This is a genomic window from Mesorhizobium sp. M0166, assembly GCF_040322255.1.
In the GTDB taxonomy this organism is placed as follows: Bacteria; Pseudomonadota; Alphaproteobacteria; order Rhizobiales; family Rhizobiaceae; genus Mesorhizobium.
In genome coordinates this window covers 1-18,944 of the sequence record NZ_JAMYTD010000040.1, presented here as the reverse complement: position 1 = coordinate 18,944, position 18,944 = coordinate 1, and the positions used below count along the sequence as shown (strand labels likewise).

At 63.0% G+C, this 18,944-nt stretch carries 18 protein-coding genes; 14 read left to right on the top strand and 4 right to left on the bottom strand.

Features of this window, described 5'->3' with window-relative positions; genetic code table 11:
* The first annotated feature begins 24 nt into the window (after positions 1-24).
* The 3 genes from atpD (at position 25) to lepB (ending at position 3,183) form a co-directional block, all read left to right on the top strand.
* Positions 25-1,590 carry a F0F1 ATP synthase subunit beta gene (gene atpD / locus NKJ46_RS28240; protein ID WP_352669459.1) on the top strand — a complete coding sequence of 522 codons (1,566 nt, stop codon included), beginning with the start codon at positions 25-27 and terminating at the stop codon, positions 1,588-1,590.
* A gap of 118 nt (positions 1,591-1,708) precedes the next feature.
* Complete coding sequence (locus tag NKJ46_RS28235; RefSeq protein ID WP_352669456.1) at positions 1,709-2,116, top strand: F0F1 ATP synthase subunit epsilon; 408 nt, start codon at positions 1,709-1,711, stop codon at positions 2,114-2,116.
* Positions 2,117-2,439: 323 nt separating this feature from the next.
* A complete protein-coding gene (gene lepB, locus NKJ46_RS28230) occupies positions 2,440-3,183 on the top strand; it encodes a signal peptidase I (RefSeq protein WP_352669523.1) in 744 nt (247 codons plus the stop codon).
* A 2-nt stretch (positions 3,184-3,185) separates the two neighbouring features.
* On the opposite strand, the gene uxuA is transcribed toward lepB, so the two are convergent.
* Complete coding sequence (uxuA, locus tag NKJ46_RS28225) at positions 3,186-4,364, bottom strand: mannonate dehydratase (protein ID WP_352669454.1); 1,179 nt, start codon at positions 4,362-4,364, stop codon at positions 3,186-3,188.
* The gene (locus NKJ46_RS28220; RefSeq protein ID WP_352669451.1) at positions 4,361-5,860 is read right to left on the bottom strand and encodes a mannitol dehydrogenase family protein; all 1,500 of its coding nucleotides are present in this window, start codon (positions 5,858-5,860) and stop codon (positions 4,361-4,363) included. The genes uxuA and NKJ46_RS28220 overlap by 4 nt, the downstream gene beginning before the upstream one ends.
* A gap of 174 nt (positions 5,861-6,034) precedes the next feature.
* Here NKJ46_RS28220 and uxaC point away from each other — a divergent pair, with 174 nt between their 5' ends.
* From uxaC to recQ, 9 genes are all read left to right on the top strand, one after another.
* Positions 6,035-7,444: a glucuronate isomerase gene (gene uxaC / locus NKJ46_RS28215; protein WP_352669448.1), complete on the top strand. Its 1,410-nt coding sequence runs from the start codon at positions 6,035-6,037 to the stop codon at positions 7,442-7,444.
* Between the two features lie 38 nt (positions 7,445-7,482).
* The gene (locus tag NKJ46_RS28210) at positions 7,483-8,460 is read left to right on the top strand and encodes a TRAP transporter substrate-binding protein (protein ID WP_352489188.1); all 978 of its coding nucleotides are present in this window, start codon (positions 7,483-7,485) and stop codon (positions 8,458-8,460) included.
* A gap of 103 nt (positions 8,461-8,563) precedes the next feature.
* Positions 8,564-9,091: a TRAP transporter small permease gene (locus NKJ46_RS28205; RefSeq protein ID WP_352669521.1), complete on the top strand. Its 528-nt coding sequence runs from the start codon at positions 8,564-8,566 to the stop codon at positions 9,089-9,091.
* A 4-nt stretch (positions 9,092-9,095) separates the two neighbouring features.
* The gene (locus NKJ46_RS28200; protein WP_292656436.1) at positions 9,096-10,376 is read left to right on the top strand and encodes a TRAP transporter large permease; all 1,281 of its coding nucleotides are present in this window, start codon (positions 9,096-9,098) and stop codon (positions 10,374-10,376) included.
* 10 nt (positions 10,377-10,386) lie between these two features.
* On the top strand, positions 10,387-11,163 hold the full coding sequence (locus NKJ46_RS28195) for a FadR/GntR family transcriptional regulator (protein ID WP_352669446.1): 777 nt from the start codon (positions 10,387-10,389) through the stop codon (positions 11,161-11,163).
* 28 nt (positions 11,164-11,191) lie between these two features.
* Positions 11,192-12,049, top strand: coding sequence for a 5-dehydro-4-deoxy-D-glucuronate isomerase (kduI, locus tag NKJ46_RS28190; RefSeq protein WP_352669444.1), 858 nt, complete (start codon positions 11,192-11,194; stop codon positions 12,047-12,049).
* Positions 12,046-12,813, top strand: coding sequence for a 2-dehydro-3-deoxy-D-gluconate 5-dehydrogenase KduD (kduD, locus tag NKJ46_RS28185; RefSeq protein ID WP_352669442.1), 768 nt, complete (start codon positions 12,046-12,048; stop codon positions 12,811-12,813). The genes kduI and kduD overlap by 4 nt, the downstream gene beginning before the upstream one ends.
* A 23-nt stretch (positions 12,814-12,836) precedes the next feature.
* Complete coding sequence (locus NKJ46_RS28180) at positions 12,837-13,175, top strand: cupin domain-containing protein (protein WP_352669439.1); 339 nt, start codon at positions 12,837-12,839, stop codon at positions 13,173-13,175.
* A 360-nt stretch (positions 13,176-13,535) separates the two neighbouring features.
* Positions 13,536-15,374: a DNA helicase RecQ gene (gene recQ / locus NKJ46_RS28175; RefSeq protein WP_352669437.1), complete on the top strand. Its 1,839-nt coding sequence runs from the start codon at positions 13,536-13,538 to the stop codon at positions 15,372-15,374.
* 21 nt (positions 15,375-15,395) lie between these two features.
* Here recQ and NKJ46_RS28170 read toward each other — a convergent pair whose 3' ends face one another.
* Both NKJ46_RS28170 and NKJ46_RS28165 read right to left on the bottom strand, forming a co-directional pair.
* Complete coding sequence (locus NKJ46_RS28170; protein WP_352669434.1) at positions 15,396-15,650, bottom strand: hypothetical protein; 255 nt, start codon at positions 15,648-15,650, stop codon at positions 15,396-15,398.
* Positions 15,651-15,823: 173 nt separating this feature from the next.
* Positions 15,824-16,741, bottom strand: a complete 918-nt coding sequence (locus tag NKJ46_RS28165; RefSeq protein ID WP_352669431.1) for an alpha/beta fold hydrolase — start codon at positions 16,739-16,741, stop codon at positions 15,824-15,826.
* Positions 16,742-17,475: 734 nt separating this feature from the next.
* Between NKJ46_RS28165 and NKJ46_RS28160 the strand changes: the two genes are divergently transcribed.
* Entirely contained in the window at positions 17,476-18,075 is a 600-nt protein-coding gene (locus tag NKJ46_RS28160; protein ID WP_352669429.1) for a TetR/AcrR family transcriptional regulator, read from the top strand.
* Between the two features lie 77 nt (positions 18,076-18,152).
* Positions 18,153-18,728: a DUF308 domain-containing protein gene (locus NKJ46_RS28155; protein ID WP_352669426.1), complete on the top strand. Its 576-nt coding sequence runs from the start codon at positions 18,153-18,155 to the stop codon at positions 18,726-18,728.
* Positions 18,729-18,944: the final 216 nt, after the last annotated feature.

Below are 18,944 nucleotides of genomic sequence, written 5' to 3'. Positions count from 1 at the left end.
AAAGAGACGAAAAGGGTAAAGACGATGGCGAAAGCAGCGACCCCGAAGACGGCAGCCCCTAAGGCCGCGGCACCAGCAAAGGCTCCGGCAGCTGCAAAGGCCGCTCCGGCCAAGAAGGCGGCACCAACCAGGGCCGCCGCTGTGAATACGCCGGCCGCCACCATCAAGAAAACCGGCCTGGCAGGCAAGGTTCGCCAGGTCATCGGCGCCGTTGTCGACGTCCAGTTCGGCGAACATCTGCCGGCGATCCTGAACGCGCTCGAGACGATCAACGTCGGCAATCGCCTGGTGCTAGAGGTGGCCCAGCATCTGGGCGAAAACACCGTGCGCTGCATCGCTATGGACTCGACCGAAGGTCTGGTCCGCGGCCAGGACGTCTATGACACCGGTGCACCGATTACCGTGCCGGTCGGCCCGGGCATGCTCGGCCGCATCATCAACGTCATCGGTGAGCCGGTCGACGAGGCAGGCCCGGTCGACGGCATCGAGATGCGCTCGATCCATCAACCGGCACCGACCTATGTCGAGCAGTCGACGGAAGCGCAGATCCTGGTCACCGGCATCAAGGTGCTCGACCTGCTGGCACCCTATGCCCGCGGCGGCAAGATCGGCCTGTTCGGCGGCGCCGGCGTCGGCAAGACGGTGCTGATCCAGGAACTGATCAACAACGTCGCCAAGGCGCATGGCGGCTTCTCGGTGTTCGCCGGCGTCGGCGAGCGCACCCGCGAAGGCAACGACCTCTATCACGAGTTCATCGAGTCCGGCGTCAACAAGAAGGGCGGCGGCGAAGGCTCCAAGGCCGCGCTCGTCTATGGCCAGATGAACGAACCGCCGGGCGCGCGCGCCCGCGTCGGCCTGACCGGCTTGACGGTTGCCGAATATTTCCGCGACCAGGGCCAGGACGTGTTGTTCTTCGTCGACAACATCTTCCGCTTCACGCAGGCGGGTTCGGAAGTGTCGGCGCTGCTCGGCCGCATTCCTTCGGCCGTCGGCTACCAGCCGACGCTGGCCACCGACATGGGCGCGCTGCAGGAGCGTATCACCACGACGACCAAGGGCTCGATCACCTCGGTGCAGGCGATCTACGTGCCGGCCGACGATCTGACCGACCCGGCACCGGCGACCTCGTTCGCCCACCTCGACGCGACGACCGTGCTCAACCGCGCGATTTCGGAGAAGGGCATCTATCCGGCCGTCGATCCGCTCGATTCGACTTCGCGCATGCTCGACCCGATGGTCGTCGGCGAAGAGCACTACCAGGTCGCCCGCCAGGTGCAGTCGATCCTTCAGCGCTACAAGTCGCTGCAGGATATCATCGCCATCCTGGGCATGGACGAGCTGTCGGAAGAGGATAAGCAGACGGTTGCCCGCGCCCGCAAGATCGAGCGCTTCCTGTCGCAGCCCTTCTTCGTCGCCGAAGTGTTCACCGGCGCGCCGGGCAAGCTGGTCGACCTCGCCGATACCATCAAGGGCTTCAAGGGCCTTTGCAACGGCGACTACGACCATCTGCCGGAGGCCGCCTTCTACATGGTCGGCGGCATCGAGGAAGCGGTCGAGAAGGCGCAGCGCCTGGCCGCTGAAGCGGCCTGATGGTGAATGGTCAATAGCGAATTGTGAATGGGGAGTAGCGGATAGGAAATCGGGGCTGAGTGAAGGTCATTCTTTTTGACCATTCACCATTCACCATTCACCAGTCGCTAAACTGATCATGCCTGAAGCTTTCAAATTCGAACTGGTCTCGCCGGAGCGCCTCTTGGTTTCCGAGCAGGTCGAATCCGTCGTCATCCCGGGCGCCGAAGGCGAGATGACCGTCATGGCGCATCACGCGCCGGTCATGACCACAATCAAGCCGGGCGTCGTCACACTGAGGACCGCGCAAGGCAAGGAAGAGCGCTATGTGGTGTTCGGCGGCTTTGCCGACATCGTTCCGGCCGGCTGCACGCTGCTGGCGGAATCGGCTGTGGCCGTCGGCGACATCGACCGCGCCGACCTTGCCCGCCGCATCCAGGAAGCGAGGGAAGACGCCGCCGACGCCAAGGACGACCAGACCCGCAGCAAGGCCGAGCAGTTCCTTAGCCAACTCACCACGCTAGAAGGTGCCATCCTGCCGGCTTGAGGTTCGCTCAAATGATCGACTGAAAAAGCGGGTTGCCCCGCTTTTTTGTTTGGTGGACAGTCTGGCTGCCTGGGCATTGAGGGGTGGCCGTGACGGAAGAAACAGCGCAACGAGAAACTGCCTCGCGATCCCTGTGGTCGACGGCCCTGGTGTCAGCCTTTGGCGGACCGTTCGGCGGGTTCCTCTGGATCGGCAGCGGCAGACTGGCGGTTGCCAGCATGCTAGTGATCGGCGCCCTCGTTTTCGCGCTTGTCTATATCGGATTTCCGGTATTGCCTGGCGTCGATCTTGCCTGGCCGGCCGATCTTTCAAGTATCGGCTTGATGATCCTGTGGGCAGCGCTTGTCGTGCCGTTCGCGCGCCGATTCAAGCCGGACAGATGGTATGCGCACGGGCTCTGGGTGCTGGTGCTCGTCTTTCTGACCACGTATCCGGCCGCATTTGCAATACGCGCGTTCCTATTCCAGCCGTTTTCGATTCCCTCCGGCAGCATGGTGCCGACGTTGCAGGAGGGCGACTATCTCTTCGTTTCCAAATCCGCGTACGGTTACAGTCGCTACAGCGTGCCCTTCAACGTTCTTTCATTTGACGGGCGGCTGTTCGGCGCGGAGCCCAAACGGGGAGATGTGGTTGTCTTCAAGTTCCCGCCCGATCCGAGCGTGGACTACATCCAGCGGATCGTCGGCTTTCCGGGCGAAAGGATCCAGATCATCGATGGGGTGCTTCACATCAACGATGTCGCGGTGGGACTCGACGATATCGGCACTTTTTCGTCTGAAGAGTTCTCGAAAGCCAAACTTCAACGCGAAACTCTGCCGGGGGGCGTCACCCATTCCGTCCTCGACCTCACCGACAACTCGATTGGTGACAATACGCGCGTGTTTGAGGTGCCCGAAGGCCATTATTTCGTCCTTGGCGACAACCGCGACAATGCCTCCGACAGCCGATTCACTGTCGGCTTTGTTCCCTACGAAAATCTGGTCGGCAAGGCTGTGCGGTTGTTCTGGAATTCCAAGGGCACCGATTATTCATCGCGACAGACGCTGAACGGCCAGGCCAGCAAGTAACCTCAGGTCGTCAGTGCCTCCACTGCGCGCATGACGCCGCGCAGTTCGGCGAGGCCCTTCAGCCGGCCGATGCAGGAATAGCCGGGGTTCACCTTCTTGCCGATGTCGTCGACGATGGCATGGCCATGATCGGGGCGCATCGGGATCTGCCAGTCCGCGCGGCCTGCCGCCTTGCGCCGCCGCTCTTCGCCAATCAGCGCCGACACGACCGCCACCATGTCGGTGTCGCCGTCGAGGTGCTCGGCTTCGTGGAAGGAGCCGTCGGACTCCTTGGTGACATTGCGCAGATGGGCGAAATGGATGTTTTCGGCGAAGGCCCTGGCCATTGCCGGCAGGTCGTTCTGCGCGCCCGCGCCGTAGGAGCCGGTGCACAGTGTCAGCCCGTTAGCCGGCGAAGCGACGGCGTCGAGCAGCGCGCGGGCATCATTGGCGTTGGAAACGATGCGCGGCAGGCCGAACAGCGAAAAAGGTGGATCGTCGGGGTGGATCGCCATCCTGACGCCGGCCTCTTCGGCCACCGGCACGATCTCGCGCAGGAAGGCAAACAGGTTTTCGCGCAGGCCTTCGGTGGAGACGTCCTTGTAGAGGTCGAGGGCGCGGCGGAAGCTTGCCCGATCGAAGATGAATTCGCGCGCCGGCACCCAGCCGATCAGGTTGCGCTCCAGCCTTGCCTTGTCGCTGTCGCTCATCCCTTGCAGCCGCGCACGCGCGGCCTCGATACGGGCCGGTGGGTGATCGGCCTCCGCCCCTTCTCGCTCGAGGATGAAGACGTCATAGGCGCAGAGCTCAACGACATCGAAGCGGAGCGCCGTGCCGCCATGCGGCATGGGATAATCGAGGTCGGTGCGCGTCCAGTCGGTGATCGCCATGAAATTATAGCAGACGGTATTGATCCCGGCGGCGGCGACGGCGCGGATCGAGGCCTTGTAATTGTCGATCAGGCTGCGCCAGTTGCCGTTGCGGGTCTTGATGTCCTCGTGGACGACGATGCTCTCGACCACATCCCAGGTCAGGCCTGCTGCCTCGATCTCGGCCTTGCGCCTGGCGATCTCGTCCGCCGGCCAGGCGCGGCCGTCATTGAGATGGTGCAGCGCGCTGACGATGCCGACGGCGCCGGCTTGACGGACATGGGCAAGCGTCACCGGATCGTCTGGCCCGAACCAGCGCCAGGTTTGTCTCATGGCTTCTCACTCCCTATGCCAAGCGCCGCGAAGGCAGCAGCAGGTCCGCCCCGCCGCAGGCGCTCAAGATGGGCTGCCGTCAGATCGATCAGTGTCATGCGGTGGGAATGGTCCTTGGCGAAGCCGGCGAGATCGAACATTGCTGTCACCGTTTCGACAGCCGGCCGGCTGCCGAGCGTAAGCCGAGTGTCGATCGGGTCGGTAAAATGGGCTTCCGGCAAGGTTTTGCCGCGCGCCTCGCAAGCGGCGATCCAGGCGGCCACCACCAGCATGAGATGCGCGGGCGGGTCACCGGCACCCAGCCGATCGAGGGCAGAGGCGACGATGCGCTGCGGCAGCTTCTGGCTGCCGTCATTGGCGATCTGCGCCGTGCGATGGGCGAGCGCGGTGTTCGAATAGCGTTCGGCGAGCTGGGCCGTGTAGCCGGCCGTATCGAGTCCGGCGTCCTGCGGCAGCGTCGGGATGGCCTCGGCCCATAGTCCGTCGACGAATTGCCGGATCGCCGGATCGGCAAAGGCGCGGTCGACCGTGTCGTAGCCGCTGAGCAGGCCGAGATAGGCAATTGCCGAATGCGAGCCGTTGAGCAACCGCAGCTTCATGTCCTCGAACGGCCCGACGTCGCCGACCATGGTGACGCCGAACTTTTCCCAGGCCGGCCTGCCCGCCGGGAAATCGTCCTCGACCACCCATTGGCAGAACGGCTCGGTCATCACCGGCCAGGCATCCTCGACGCCGAGCTCGACGGCGATACGCGCCCGGTCGGCGTCGGTGGTCGCCGGCACGATACGGTCGACCATGCTCGACGGAAACGCGACGCCGTCAGCGATGTGTGCGGCGAGCCTGGCATCGCCTGAAGTGGCGAGCCTGGAATCGCGCAGTGCGGCGAATTCGACGAGCAGGCGGTGCAGCGTGGCGCCATTCGCCGGAAGGTTGTCGCAGCAGAGCACGGTGAAAGGCTGGATGCCGGCGGCACGGCGGCGCGACAGCGCTTCGGTGAGGAAACCATGCGCCGTCCGTGGCATTTGCGGGTTAGCCAGATCATGGACGATGTCGGGGTGGGTATTGTCCAGTCCGCCGCCGGCTGCTCTCAGATAGGCCTTTTCGGTGATCGTCAGCGTGACGATGCGGGTGCGCTGATCGGTCAGAGCGGCGAGCACCGCAACCGGATCTTCCGGCGCGACCAGCAGCGACAGGATCGAACCGATGACGCGCAGCTCTTCGCCGATGCTGCTTCTGATCGCCAGCGTGTAGAGGCCATCCTGCGGCGCCAGTGCGTCGCGCGTGTCTGGACTGCGCAAGGACACGCCGACAATGCCCCAGTCCGTCTCTCCCGACGCCATGCAGTCGTCGACAGAGGCCGCCTGGTGGGCGCGGTGGAACGCGCCGACGCCGAGATGGACGATGCCTGGTGCGATGCCGCCGCGGTCGTAGCGCGGAACCGCGACCGAAGCCGGCAGTGCCTTCAGGGTGCTGTTGGAAAGGCGTCTATTGGTCATTGCGCCACGTGTCTGATCGAGATTGTTGGGTCACTGCTGGCAGGCGGCGTAACACCCGATGCCGTCACGCACAATGGGCGATGACCGACGAAAAGTCATCATACAACAACCCAGTTTTTGTATGTTGACATTATTTCTTTCCAACCCTACCGATGTCCAGATTGGGAGGATTACGTGGCCGCATTGACGGATCCGGATTTGCTGTTTCCCGCCGAGGCGCGCCCGCTTTCGCTGGCCCGCGATCTCTATGCTGCGGTCAAGGACCTGCCGATCGTCAGCCCGCACGGCCACACCGACCCGCGCTGGTATGCGCTCAACGAGGCGTTTCCGGATCCGGCGCAATTGCTGATCGTGCCGGACCACTACATTTTCCGTATGCTGTTCAGCCAGGGCGTTCGCCTTGAGGAGCTTGGCGTGCCGACTCTTGACGGCTCGCCGGTGGAGACCGACGGCAGGACGATCTGGCGGCGCTTCGCCGAGCATTACTACCTGTTCCGCGGCACGCCGACCCGGCTGTGGTTCGACCATGTTCTTGCCCACCTGTTCGGCATCGACGAGCCGCTGAATGCCAAGACGGCCGACCGCCATTACGACACGATCGCGATGCTGCTGCAGTGGGAGAATTTTCGCCCCCGAGCGCTGTTCGAGCGCTTCAACATTGAGGTCATCGCGACGACCGAAGGCGCGCTCGACGATCTCAGATGGCACCAGATGATCCGCGACAGCGGCTGGGAGGGCCGCGTCGTCACCGCCTATCGGCCGGACGCGGTCGTCGATCCCGATTTCGAAGGGTTCTCGGCCAATCTCGACCGGCTTGGCGAGATCACCGGGTGCGATACCGGCAACTGGGCCGGCTATCTCGATGCACATCGCCAGCGGCGGGCCTTCTTCAAAAGTTTCGGTGCGACTTCCTCCGATCACGGCCATCCAACGGCCGAAACCGCCAATCTCTCGGATGCCGCCGCGCAGGAGTTGTTCAACCGCATCCGCCGGGGCTCGGACGACGAGCGGGAGCGAAAACTGTTTCGCGCCCAGATGCTGACCGAGATGGCCAAGATGAGCCGCGACGACGGGCTGGTGCTGCAGATCCATCCCGGCTCCTGGCGCAATCATTCGCCGGCTATTTTTCACAAGTTCGGCAGGGACAAAGGCTTCGATATCCCGACCCGCACCGATTATGTGACGGCGCTGAAGCCGTTGCTCGACTGTGTCGGGCTGGAGCGCGACCTCACCATCATCCTCTTCACCCTCGACGAGACGAGCTATGCGCGCGAGCTGGCGCCGCTCGCCGGCGTCTACCCGGCATTGAAGCTCGGGCCGGCCTGGTGGTTCCACGACAGCCCCGAAGGCATGCGCCGGTTCCGTGAGATGACCACCGAAACGGCCGGTTTCTACAACACCGTCGGTTTCAACGACGACACCCGCGCCTTTCCATCCATACCGGCCCGCCATGATGTGGCGCGCCGGGTCGATTGCGCATATCTGGCGCGTCTCGTCGCCGAGCATCGGCTCGGCGAAGACGAGGCGCACGAGCTGGCGCAGGAACTTGCCTATACGCTCGCGAAAAAGGCGTACCGGCTCTAACGGCGCTTGCCGCCATCGTTCAAAACGGGAGGAAACCAATGCTGCATTTTTCGAGATTGGCGGGAGCTACGCTACTTGCCGCCGCACTGCTGGCCGGAACGGCAAGCGCCCAGACGGTCCTGCGCTCCTCCGACACGCACCCGGACGGTTATCCGACGGTCGAGGCGGTCAAATATTTCGGCGAGCTCGTGAAAGAGCGCACGGCCGGCCGCTACGTGGTCGAGATCTATCCTTCCGCGCAACTCGGCGAGGAAAAGGACACGATCGAGCAGGTGCGCACCGGCGTGATCGATCTCAACCGCGTCTCGATGGCGCCGTTCAACGGGCTCATCCCGGAGACCACCGTGCCCTCGCTGCCCTACATCTTCCGTTCGGAAGAGCACATGCACAAGGTCATGGACGGGGCGATCGGCGACCAGATCGCGGCGGCGTTCGACCAGGTCGGGCTGGTGCTGCTTGCCTTTTACGACGGCGGCTCGCGCTCCTTCTACAATTCGAAGAAGCCGATCAACACCGTCGCCGATATGGCCGGGATGAAGTTCCGCGTCATCCAGTCCGACATCTTCGTCGACATGGTGGCGGCACTCGGCGCCAACGCGACGCCGATGCCGTATGGCGAAGTATATTCGGCGATCGAGACCGGGGTCATCGACGGCGCGGAAAACAATTTTCCGAGCTACGACACTGCCAAGCATGCGGAAGTCGCCAAGTACTATTCGCTCGACGAGCACACGATGGTGCCGGAAGCCTTCGTCATGGCGAAGTCGAGCTGGGACAAGCTGACGCCGGAAGACCAGGCGATCTTCAAGGCGGCCGCCAAGGAAAGCGTCGCCAAGCAGCGCGAGCTGTGGACTGCCAAGGTCAAGGAATCGCGCGCCAAGGTCGAGGCGGCCGGTTCGCAGATCACGACGCCGGACAAGCAGCCCTTCATCGACGCGATGGGGCCGGTCTATGAGAAGCATGTCAAGGACGACAAGCTGAAGGCCATGGTCGAAGCCATCAAGGCCGTGCAGTGATCAAGCGGCGGCGCGGACATTCCGCGCCGCCATCCTCCTGGGGAGAAAACCGGTGACTTCCAGCCCAAAACCAACACCGCTCCTGTCGGGCGTCGCGCAAGTGATGTCGCGCGTCAGCACGGCGGCGCTGTCGATCGCCGGCATCGGGCTGGTGCTGATGACCGCGTTCGTCGCCTGGCAGGTGTTCGGCCGCTACGTCCTGAACCGCTCGCCGAGCTGGACCGAGCCCGGCTCGGTGATGCTGATGAGCTGGTTCATTTTCCTCGGCGCTGCCGTCGGTGTGCGCGAGAACTATCATCTTGGCTTCGACGTCCTGCTCTACGTGCTGCCGAAAGGCGGCAAGCGCTGGCTGCGGATGATTTCGGATATTGTCGCGCTCGCCTTCGGCATCGGCATGATCTGGTATGGCAGCCAGCTGGTCGCATTGACCTGGGGCTCCGTCTTGCCGTCACTCGGCATATCGGGAGGCTGGGACTATGTCCCGCTTGTCGCGGGAGGCGCGCTCATCGTGCTTTTCACGCTGGAGCGCATCGTGCTTCGTCTCTCCGGCGCACCGATCGACGATGCCCTCGATGAACTGCCGCCGGCTGAAGTCGCGGCCGAACTCGATACCGCCAAGGTGAAGGTCTGACGCCATGGAACTGTGGATTCTCTTCGGCGTCTTCACTCTGCTGATGCTCATCGGCACGCCGATCGCTTTTTGCCTGGGCGTCGCAAGCCTTGCCACCGTCCTTTATATGGGCCTGCCGCCGCTCATCGTGTTCCAGCGCCTGAATTCCGGCATGAGCGTCTTTTCGCTGCTGGCCATTCCGTTTTTCATCTACGCCGGCGACTTGATGGTGCGCGGCGGCATCGCCAGCAAGATCGTTGCCTTCGCCGGCTCGCTCGTCGGCCATTTGCGCGGCGGCCTCGGCCAGGTCAACATCGCCACCGCCACACTCTTCGGCGGCATTTCCGGCTCGGCGGTTGCGGAGGCAGCGGCGGTAGGCGGCCTGATGATCCCGCAGATGAAAGCGCGTGGATATGGGGCGGACTACGCCGTCAACGTCACGTCGATGGCGGCGCTGATTGCGCTGCTGCTGCCGCCGTCGCACAACATGATCATCTACTCGATCTCGGCAGGCGGAAAGATCTCCATCGCCGATCTGTTCACGGCCGGTATCATCCCGGGCCTGCTACTGGCCCTGTCGCTGATGGTCACCGCCTATATCGTGGCGCGCTCGCGCGGCTATCCGACCGAGGCGTTTCCGGGCTTCACCGCCGTCGCGCATCTTTTCGCCGTTGCGGTGCCCGGCCTGCTGCTGATCGCGATCATCTTCGGCGGCGTGCGATCGGGCGTCTTCACCGCCACCGAGAGTTCCTGTATCGCCGTCATCTATGCGCTGCTCGTGACCGTCTTCGTTTACCGGCAGATGACCTGGGAAGGGTTCGTTCATGCCACCCATGGCGCCGTGCGCACCACGGCCATGGTGCTGCTCATCATCGGCATGGCGGCGGCGTTCTCGTGGCTGATGGCCTTCCTGAAAGTGCCGGCAGCGTTGATAGCCTCCATGAACGCGATCTCGGACGATCCGCTGGTCGTGCTTCTCCTGCTCAACCTCTTGATGCTGTTCCTCGGCACGTTCATGGACATGGGGCCGACGATCATCATTTGCACGCCGATCTTCCTGCCCGTGGCGCAGGCCTACGGCGTCGATCCGGTGCATTTCGGCGTCATCATGATCCTCAATTTCGGCATCGGACTGAACACGCCGCCGGTGGGCGCAGTGCAGTTCGTGGCGTGTGCCGTGGGCAAGATATCCGTCTGGGAATCGATGCGCTCGATCTGGCCGTTCTATGCGGCAGGCCTCGTGGTGCTTGCGCTCGTCACTTACATTCCGGCCATTTCGCTATGGCTGCCGAGTGTCTTCAAATAGGGGGTGCGACATGGCCTCGGATACCGCAGTCGATCTCCGCGTCGAACGAAGACCGAAGCTTTCGGAAACCGTCGTCGCGGCGATCCGCAAACAGCTGCAGGCGGGTGAGATCCAGCCCGGGCAAAAGCTGCCGACCGAGGGTCAGTTGACTGAAACCTTCGGGGTCAGCCGCACCGTGATACGCGAGGCGCTGGCCAAGCTTGCCGCAGACGGCCTGGTCGAGCCGCGCCAAGGCGCCGGCGTCTTCGTCACCGAGCATATCTCGACTGCGTTCGGTGCGCTGGCAGCGGAGATGGGCAGCAAGGACTCGATCGCCCTCAACGTGCTCGAAGTCAGGTTGGCGATCGAGATCGAATCCGCCGGGCTCGCTGCCATCCGCCGCAACGCCGCGCAGGAAGCGGCGATCCAGGAAGCTTTTTTCGAATTCGAACGGCTGCTCCTCAACAGCGAGCCGACGGGACCGGCCGACCTTGCCTTCCACCGCGCTATCGCCAGCGCCACCAACAATCCGTTCTATGTCGAGATGCTCGACGTGCTCGGCCGCCGCGCCATTCCTTGCGACGTGACCTCGCCCTGGTCGACCGAGATCGCCCAATCGGACGCCTATCAGCGCGGCCTGCAACGAGAGCATCTGGTGATCCTCAATGCCATCTCGGCAGGCGATGCCGAGGGGGCCCGGGAGGCGATGCGCGCGCATCTCGGTGCCAGCCAGCAGCGCTATCGCGAGCGCCTGCACGCGCGCCAGGTTTTTTATGCCGACTCGGTCAAGGCCGCGGCAACCGAATAAGCAATTGAGGCAGCCCCATGGGACAGCAATGAATCACACCGACAATCATACCGATTTCACCTCCCGCTTCGCCATCGATCCTGTTTCTGCCGCAGCCATGGGAACGGACGAGCTGCGACACAATTTCCTGATCGAGGACTTGTTTCAGCCCGGCCGCATCAGCCTGACGTACACCCATTACGACCGTATGATCGTCGGCGGCGCCATGCCCGCCGGTACACCCCTGACGCTGCAGGCAATCAAGCCGACCGGGACCAAGAATTTTCTCGACCGCCGTGAGATGATCATTGTCAACGTCGCCGGCGCGGGCATCGTGAAAGCCGGCGGTCAATCCTTCGAGTTGCAGGCGCGCGACATGCTTTATCTCGGCATGGGCACGAATGAGGTATCGTTCGCTGCGACCAACCCGGCTGAGCCGGCAAAATTCTACCTGCTCAGCGCGCCGGCGCATCAGAGCCATCCCAACCGGCTGATCCGCATCGGCGATGCCAAGCGGCTCGATCTAGGCAGCCAGGCAACCTCCAACGAGCGCTCGATCTTCCAGTTCATCCATGCCGATGGCGTAAAGACCTGTCAGCTTGTCGTCGGCATGACGCAGCTTGCCTCCGGTTCGGTCTGGAACACCATGCCATGCCATGTGCATGACCGGCGCATGGAGGCCTATCTCTATTTCGACCTGCCGGAGGCAGCCCGGGTGTTTCACTTCATGGGCGAGCCGGACGAAACGCGCCATCTCGTCATGCGTAACGAGGAGGCGGTGCTGTCGCCGGGATGGTCGATCCATTCGGGCGCCGGCACCTCGAACTACGCCTTCATCTGGGCGATGGCCGGCGACAATGCCGACTATACCGATGTCGACCTGGTAACGATGGAAGAGCTCAAGTGAGCGACCTCTCGGCCTTCAGCCTTGCCGGTAAGCGCATTCTCGTCACCGGCGCCAATACCGGCATCGGCCAGGGCATCGCCGTGTCGGTCGCGCGTGCCGGCGGCGCGGTCGTCGGCGTCGGCCGCTCGGCGATGGACGAGACCGCGGAGAAGATTGCAGCAGCCGGCGGCCGCTTCGAGGCTGTCCGCTGCGATCTTGGCGATGATGCAGCCGCCCAGGCGATGCTTGACCGCGTCTGGGACGACACCGGGCCGCTCGACGGCCTGGTCAACAATGCCGGCATTATCCGGCGTGCCGATGCGGTCGAACTGACCGAAGCCGACTGGGACGACGTCATCGGTGTCAATCTGAAGACGGTATTCTTCCTCAGCCAGCGCTTTGCCAGGCGCGTGCTCGCCGATCCGGCGCGGCGCGGCAAGATCGTCAACATCGCTTCGGTGCTGAGTTTTCAGGGCGGCATCCGCGTCGCCTCCTACACCGCCTCCAAACATGGCGTACTCGGCATTACACGGCTGCTGGCGTGCGAATGGGCGGCAAAGGGCATCAACGTCAACGGCATTGCGCCCGGCTATATCGAGACCAACAACACCGAGGCGCTGCGCGCCGATCCCGACCGCAGCGCGTCGATCCTGGCGCGCATTCCGGCCGGGCGCTGGGGCGCGGCGGAGGACATCGGCGACGCAGCCGTCTTCCTGCTGGCGCCGGCGTCGAACTATATGCATGGCGCGGTGGTGCCGGTGGACGGCGGCTGGCTGGCGCGATGAACAGCGACAATGAGAGTTTGACGATGACCGGAATCAAAATCTTCTCGCATGCCGGCGAGGGTGCGTGGACGCCGACGCCCGACGGCAACTGCCGGCGCGTGCTCCTGCACACCGATGAGCTGATGATGGTTGAGTTCGGATTCGACAAGGGCGGCGTCGGCGCGCTGCATTCGCACCCGCACGTCCAGGCGAGCTACGTCGCCGAAGGCCGCTTCGAAGTCACCATCGACGGCAGGACCGAGATCCTGGAGACCGGAAGCAGCTTCATCGTCCGGTCCAACCTTGTCCATGGCGTCAAGGCGCTGGAGGCGGGACGACTGGTCGACAGCTTCACGCCGCACCGCGCCGATTTCCTCGACTGAGCCGCTGGCGCGAAGATCAGGCAGCCGGTTCTCGGAACGAAAAACCCGCGCCTCCGGAGAGACGCGGGCGTGTTGCCTGGGCGCTTGTGGCGCCGCGGTACTCAAAACATCACCGCAGAACCTGAACCTGCCGAATGATGGTGAAGATAGGATTAACCGCTCCGAGGCGGCGCGATATTCACAGCCAAAGCGAATAGGGGCTGGAACGACGGTCTGATATCGGCCAATGAGAGAGAGGTTCGCTTCAGGCGGTGCCGAGGAGGACCGGAGGGGTCGATAAATGTTCGAATCTGCTGTCCAGGCAATCACTTGGCGATTCGCCGGGAAATTTCGGCAGGTCGTGCCTCCGAAAGTTCTGTAATGCAGGCAGCAGCGAGCATCCCGGCGGAGGATTCCAAGCGGCGCGTCCTGAAGGATGTCTTCGGCTTCGATGACTTTCGTCTCGGCCAGGCGCCCGTTATGGAGGCGCTGCTGGCCGGGCGCCATGTGCTGGCTGTCATGCCGACCGGCGCCGGCAAATCGCTCTGCTACCAGGTCCCGGCGCTGGTGCTGGGCGGGCTCACCATTGTCGTTTCGCCGCTGGTGGCGCTGATGCAGGATCAGGTCGCCGCATTGCGCCTTGCCGGCGTGGCGGCCGATACGATCAATTCCTCGCTCGACCGCGACGCCAATGTCGCTGCATGGCGCCGCGTCGCGGCAGGCCAGACACGCCTGCTCTATCTTGCACCGGAGCGGCTAATGACGGTGCGAATGCTCGAGGCGTTGACCAAGCTCGATGTCCGGCTGATGGCCATCGACGAGGCGCATTGCATCTCGCAATGGGGACCGGCGTTCCGGCGCGAATACGAAGAGTTGTCGAGACTACGTGATGTCTTCCCGAAAGTGCCGATCATTGCGTTGACGGCGACGGCGGACGAGGCGACGCGCACCGACATTGCCGCGCAACTGTTCGATGGGCGCGTCGATACCGTGGTGCTCGGCTTCGACCGGCCGAACATCAAGCTAAGCATCGAGCCCAAGCAGGACAGCAAGCGCCAACTGCTAGGCTTCGTGCAGCGCCATGCGGGCCGCAGCGGGATCGTCTATTGCCTGTCACGCAAAAAGACCGAGGAGATGGCGGCGTTCCTCGAGCGGAACGGCGTACGCGCGCTCGCCTATCATGCCGGCATGAGCAAGGACGCGCGCGAAGCGAATCAAAACGCTTTCATGACCTTGTCCGGCGTGGTGATGGTAGCGACCATCGCCTTCGGCATGGGGATCGACAAGCCGGATGTCGCCTATGTCTTCCACACCGACCTGCCGGGCAGTCTTGAGGCCTATTATCAGGAAATCGGGCGGGCGGGCCGCGACGGGCGAGCGGCCGAGGCACATATGCTCTTCGGTCTCGGCGATATCCGCATGCGCCGGCTTTTCATCGAAGACGAGGACGCACCGGCTGAGCACAAAAGGCGCGCGCATGGCCGGCTCGATACGCTGATCGGCTATTGCGAGACGACGCAGTGCCGCCGCCAGATCCTGCTTGGCTATTTCGGCGAAAATGCTTCGCATTGCGGCAATTGCGACAACTGCCTCGACCAGGCGCCGCATGCGGATGGCGAGGCGGAGGCGCGGATCATCCTGGCGGCGATCACACAGACCGGCGAGCGCTTTGGCGCCGCCCATGTCGTCGATGTTCTGCTCGGCCATGAGACCGAGAAGGTCCTGGACAGGAACCACCATAGGCTTGCCAGCTTCGGCACCGGTGTGGCGCACAAGAAAAACGTGTGGCTGTCGCTGGTCCGCCAGCTCGTCGCGGGAGGGTTCCTGACATTGGACCCAGCCGGCCATGGCGGCCTCGCCATTGCCGAGAAGGGCCGTGCGCTGGCTCGGGGCGAGGCCTCGTTCCGGTATCGCGTGGACGCGCGCCAGTTATCGCGAGGCAAGATACGGACCGTACAGGATACCGCAGCAGGCACGGAAGGTCTGGATTCGGCGCTGCTGGCCGCGCTCAAGGCGGTACGGCTGCGTCTTGCCCGCGAACGCCAGGTGCCGGCCTTCGTGGTCTTTTCGGATCGTACACTGATCGATATGGCCGAACGCTGCCCGCGTGATCTGGACGCCTTCGCCGCGGTCAACGGCGTCGGCGCCGCCAAGCTCAAGGATTTCGGCGAGATATTCCTCGGCGCGATCGCTGCGCATCAATCCGGTCTGTCGGGTTGAAGACCCACTCCAGCGGCGCAATCAGCACCGGCTTCGTCTCGCCGCTGCAATCGCTGCCTCCTGCTGCCGCAAGCGCTCGATCTTCGCACTCTGGCGGGCAGCCACGGTCGCGGCGACACGCTGTCCTCCCAACAGCCAGCTCGGAATGTTGGTGTGGACGACTTTGCCGCGAGCAATGGCCGTTGCCGACATTTCGTCGGCGACCGCGCCTATCGCCACGTTGAGCTCGACGCAACTCATCTTGTCGTATTTCGCAGCATCAAAGGATGCCGGCAAAGGCGATGCGCAACTTGCGACAAACATCAGGCTGCATATTACAGGCGTGGCCGTGGAGATCGCCTTCATTCCCTTATCAAGCACGTTGATGCCGGACGGGCGGATTTCGGAGGGTTCTCGATCTCGGGCGGCGAAGGGCTCCCGAGGTTCCGCGTAACTGAAGCATGTGACCTCTACAACACTCCGTGCTGACCGTCCTGTTTTTCTTCGAAGAATTCCGAGAGAGCCGCTGCCGTCTTGTCGGGGTGCTCTTCCGGGAAAAAGTGCCCGCCTTGGACGGCCCGTCCTTCCACTCTGTCGGCCCATTTCCTCCAGATGACCAGCGGCCCGCCTTCTTGCGCATACCAGTTCTCCAGAGCGCCTTCGCTACTCCATAGCGCCAGTAGCGGACACTCGATGCGACGACCGTTTGCCTGGTTCAGCGCGTCATGTTCACGATCGATCGTCGCAGCGGCGCGATACTCTTCGCAGATTGCATGAATATGCGCGGGATCACGAAGCGCATCAACATAGGCGTCCCTGACCTCTTTGGAGACCATTTTTGCCGACGATCCCCACTGCGTTATCGCATCGTCGACGACGGCATCGGGAGCCGCGCCGATCAGACGTTCCGGCAGGGGCTCCGGCTGGGCAAGAAGGCTCCATGGCCAGAAGCCGAGCGCCAGTCTGGCATCCGCCCGATCCCATGTTGCGGCGGTGGGGATGATGTCGAGGACGGCGATCTTGAGTACTTTGTCGGGATGGTCGAGCGCCAGGCGATGGGCAACCCGTCCGCCACGATCATGCCCGGCAACCATGAACCGCTCAAACCCCAGCTGCTTCATGACTTGAACCATGTCGCCGGCCATGGCGCGTTTGGCGTATAGGCTATGATCGGCAGAGGAAACCGGACATCCGCTTCGTCCATAGCCTCGCAGGTCGGCGGCGACCACAGTGAAGCGGGGCGCCAAGGCTTCGGCGATATCCCTCCACATCAGATGCGTCTCTGGAAAACCGTGAAGAAGCAGTAGCGGCGGACCGGTGCCACCGACCCTTGCGAAGATGGTCGTATCGTCTAGTTCCAAGCTGGTGGCTCTGAAACCTGCAAACACCGTCAGCCTCCTCCGCGCCCTTAGGAAAGCTCCCTAAGGGCGCAAACGGCCGCCTGAGGCGAAAACCCCGGCCGCGATGGCCAGGGTTCATGCCGGCCAGTTGCTAGAATCGAAACCAGACCCAGACGCGCCTGCGGAAGCACCGCCTACGCCGATAGCCATTTCGCCAGTAAACGCGACAGACCCTTCTCCAAGCGCGCCGGCGGCGGCGACGCGGCCGGTGCCACCGGCGATGATAGATTGGTTGCAACTCTGCTTGAGTTTCGTCGTCGTCGAAGGTCTCGACATCCGGCGCCTCGAGTTCATCGAGAATGCCGCTTCTGGCAGTTGGAACGCCGGCCACTGCGTTGATTGGCCGAACTGTGCTTGCAAGGGCCGCAGCCCCCGCAATGCCAAACATTCCTGTCAAAAATAGTCGCCGATCCATGGAAACCTCCCGATCTCAACCAGCGATAGAACAAGGCTAACGATGGGGAGATAGCGCAGTCGGTGCAAACGCCTAGAGCCGCGCGGCGATTGCGATGATCCGGTCGGCCGGAGGGTGTCGCCGCCTGCGAAGTGGGACGGCTACCTCGATCGACAAACACCCCGCTTTTGAATGGATGGGGGCCGAGAAACAATGAAGATCGAATGACGTCTACGCCATAGCCACCCGATTTCACGCTACTCTCTCCTTGGTTCGCCGCATCGCAACGAGGCTTGACTGCCATCCTACCAGAAGGTAGGTAAAGGGCATGAGCAACTTGTCTACCACCTCTGATGACATCCTGGCTTGTGCACGTTCACTGATCGTCGCTGGCGGCTACAACGGTTTCAGTTATGCCGACATCGCTGATGTGGTCGGGATCCGTAAGGCGAGCATCCATCACCATTTCCCAAGCAAGGTCGATCTGGTCCGAACGCTGGTTGCGCGGTATCGGGAGGAAGCTGAAGCGGGGCTGGCAAATGTCGAACTTCACGAATCCGATCCGCTCGAACAGTTGGGGATCTATGCCCGGTATTGGGAAGCCTGCATTGCGGACGTCAGCGCCCCGTTTTGCATCTGCGCGCTGTTGGCAAGCGAGCTCCCCGTTCTGCCCGAGGAAGTTGGCCTTGAGGTCCGGGCGCATTTCCGCTCCCTGTCGGCTTGGCTTACATCCGTGCTGGAGCGCGGCGCGCGACGCGGCCGATTTCAACTGGTGAGTACCCCTCGTGCCGAGGCTGAAGCGTTCATGGCGACTGTCCACGGCGCGATGCTTTCCGCACGGGCCTATGGCGACCCGAAGGTATTCGGCGTCGTGACAGGCCCGCTCCTGGAGCGGCTCGCTCCGCGTTCCCTCCAGATACGACCCTAAGACCTCAACGAACCATAGCCGTAATGGCTCTGCGACGTTCGTCGAGAGACCTACCTACTAGTCGAAAGGATGATCCAATGACGATTCACGATGGCGATCTTTCCCGCGCCAGCCAGGAACAATGGCTCAAGCTCTATTACTTCGCTCGGACGGCGTTCTCGGCTGTCTGGGTGGCGGCTGCCTTTACAGTGGGACAGCATTCCGGGGTGGTCGCGGCGGTTTTACTCGTGGCTTATCCTGCATGGGATGCCTTGGCCAATTTTGTCGACGCATCGCGCAGCGGAGGATTGGGACAGAATCGCACCCAGACCATCAACGTCGTGGTCAGTGTGGCGACAACGCTCGCGGTCGTTGTTGCGCTGAAGATGAGCATGAATTGGGTGCTCGGGGTGTTTGGCCTATGGGCGATCCTGTCCGGCCTGCTTCAACTCGGCACCGCTGTCCGCCGTTGGAAGAGCTCAGGTGCGCAGTGGGCGATGATCCTGAGCGGAGGGCAATCAGCACTGGCAGGCACGTTTTTCATCGCGCAGGCGCGGATGCCGATGCCGCCATCCATCGCCAACGTGGCCGGCTATGCCGCAGTAGGCGCCCTCTACTTCCTGGTTTCGGCGGTGTGGCTGAGCGTGAGCCAATTGCGGCGGAAAGTTGTATAGCGCGCCATCTTGAGCCAGCACCGACCCGACTGTCAGCTGCTAGCATCGGTTCGTCAAACAGAACGACCCGCCCTTACCCCTAAGGACTGAAAATGAGACCGATGTGTTCGGAATTTCACCAACCGGCTGGGGCTAGATGTTTAGTCCCGGCATTTGCTGGAGCGGATTGAGAGTGAAGCGCTCGGGCTGGGAAGCCCATGCCTTGCAGATGAACTC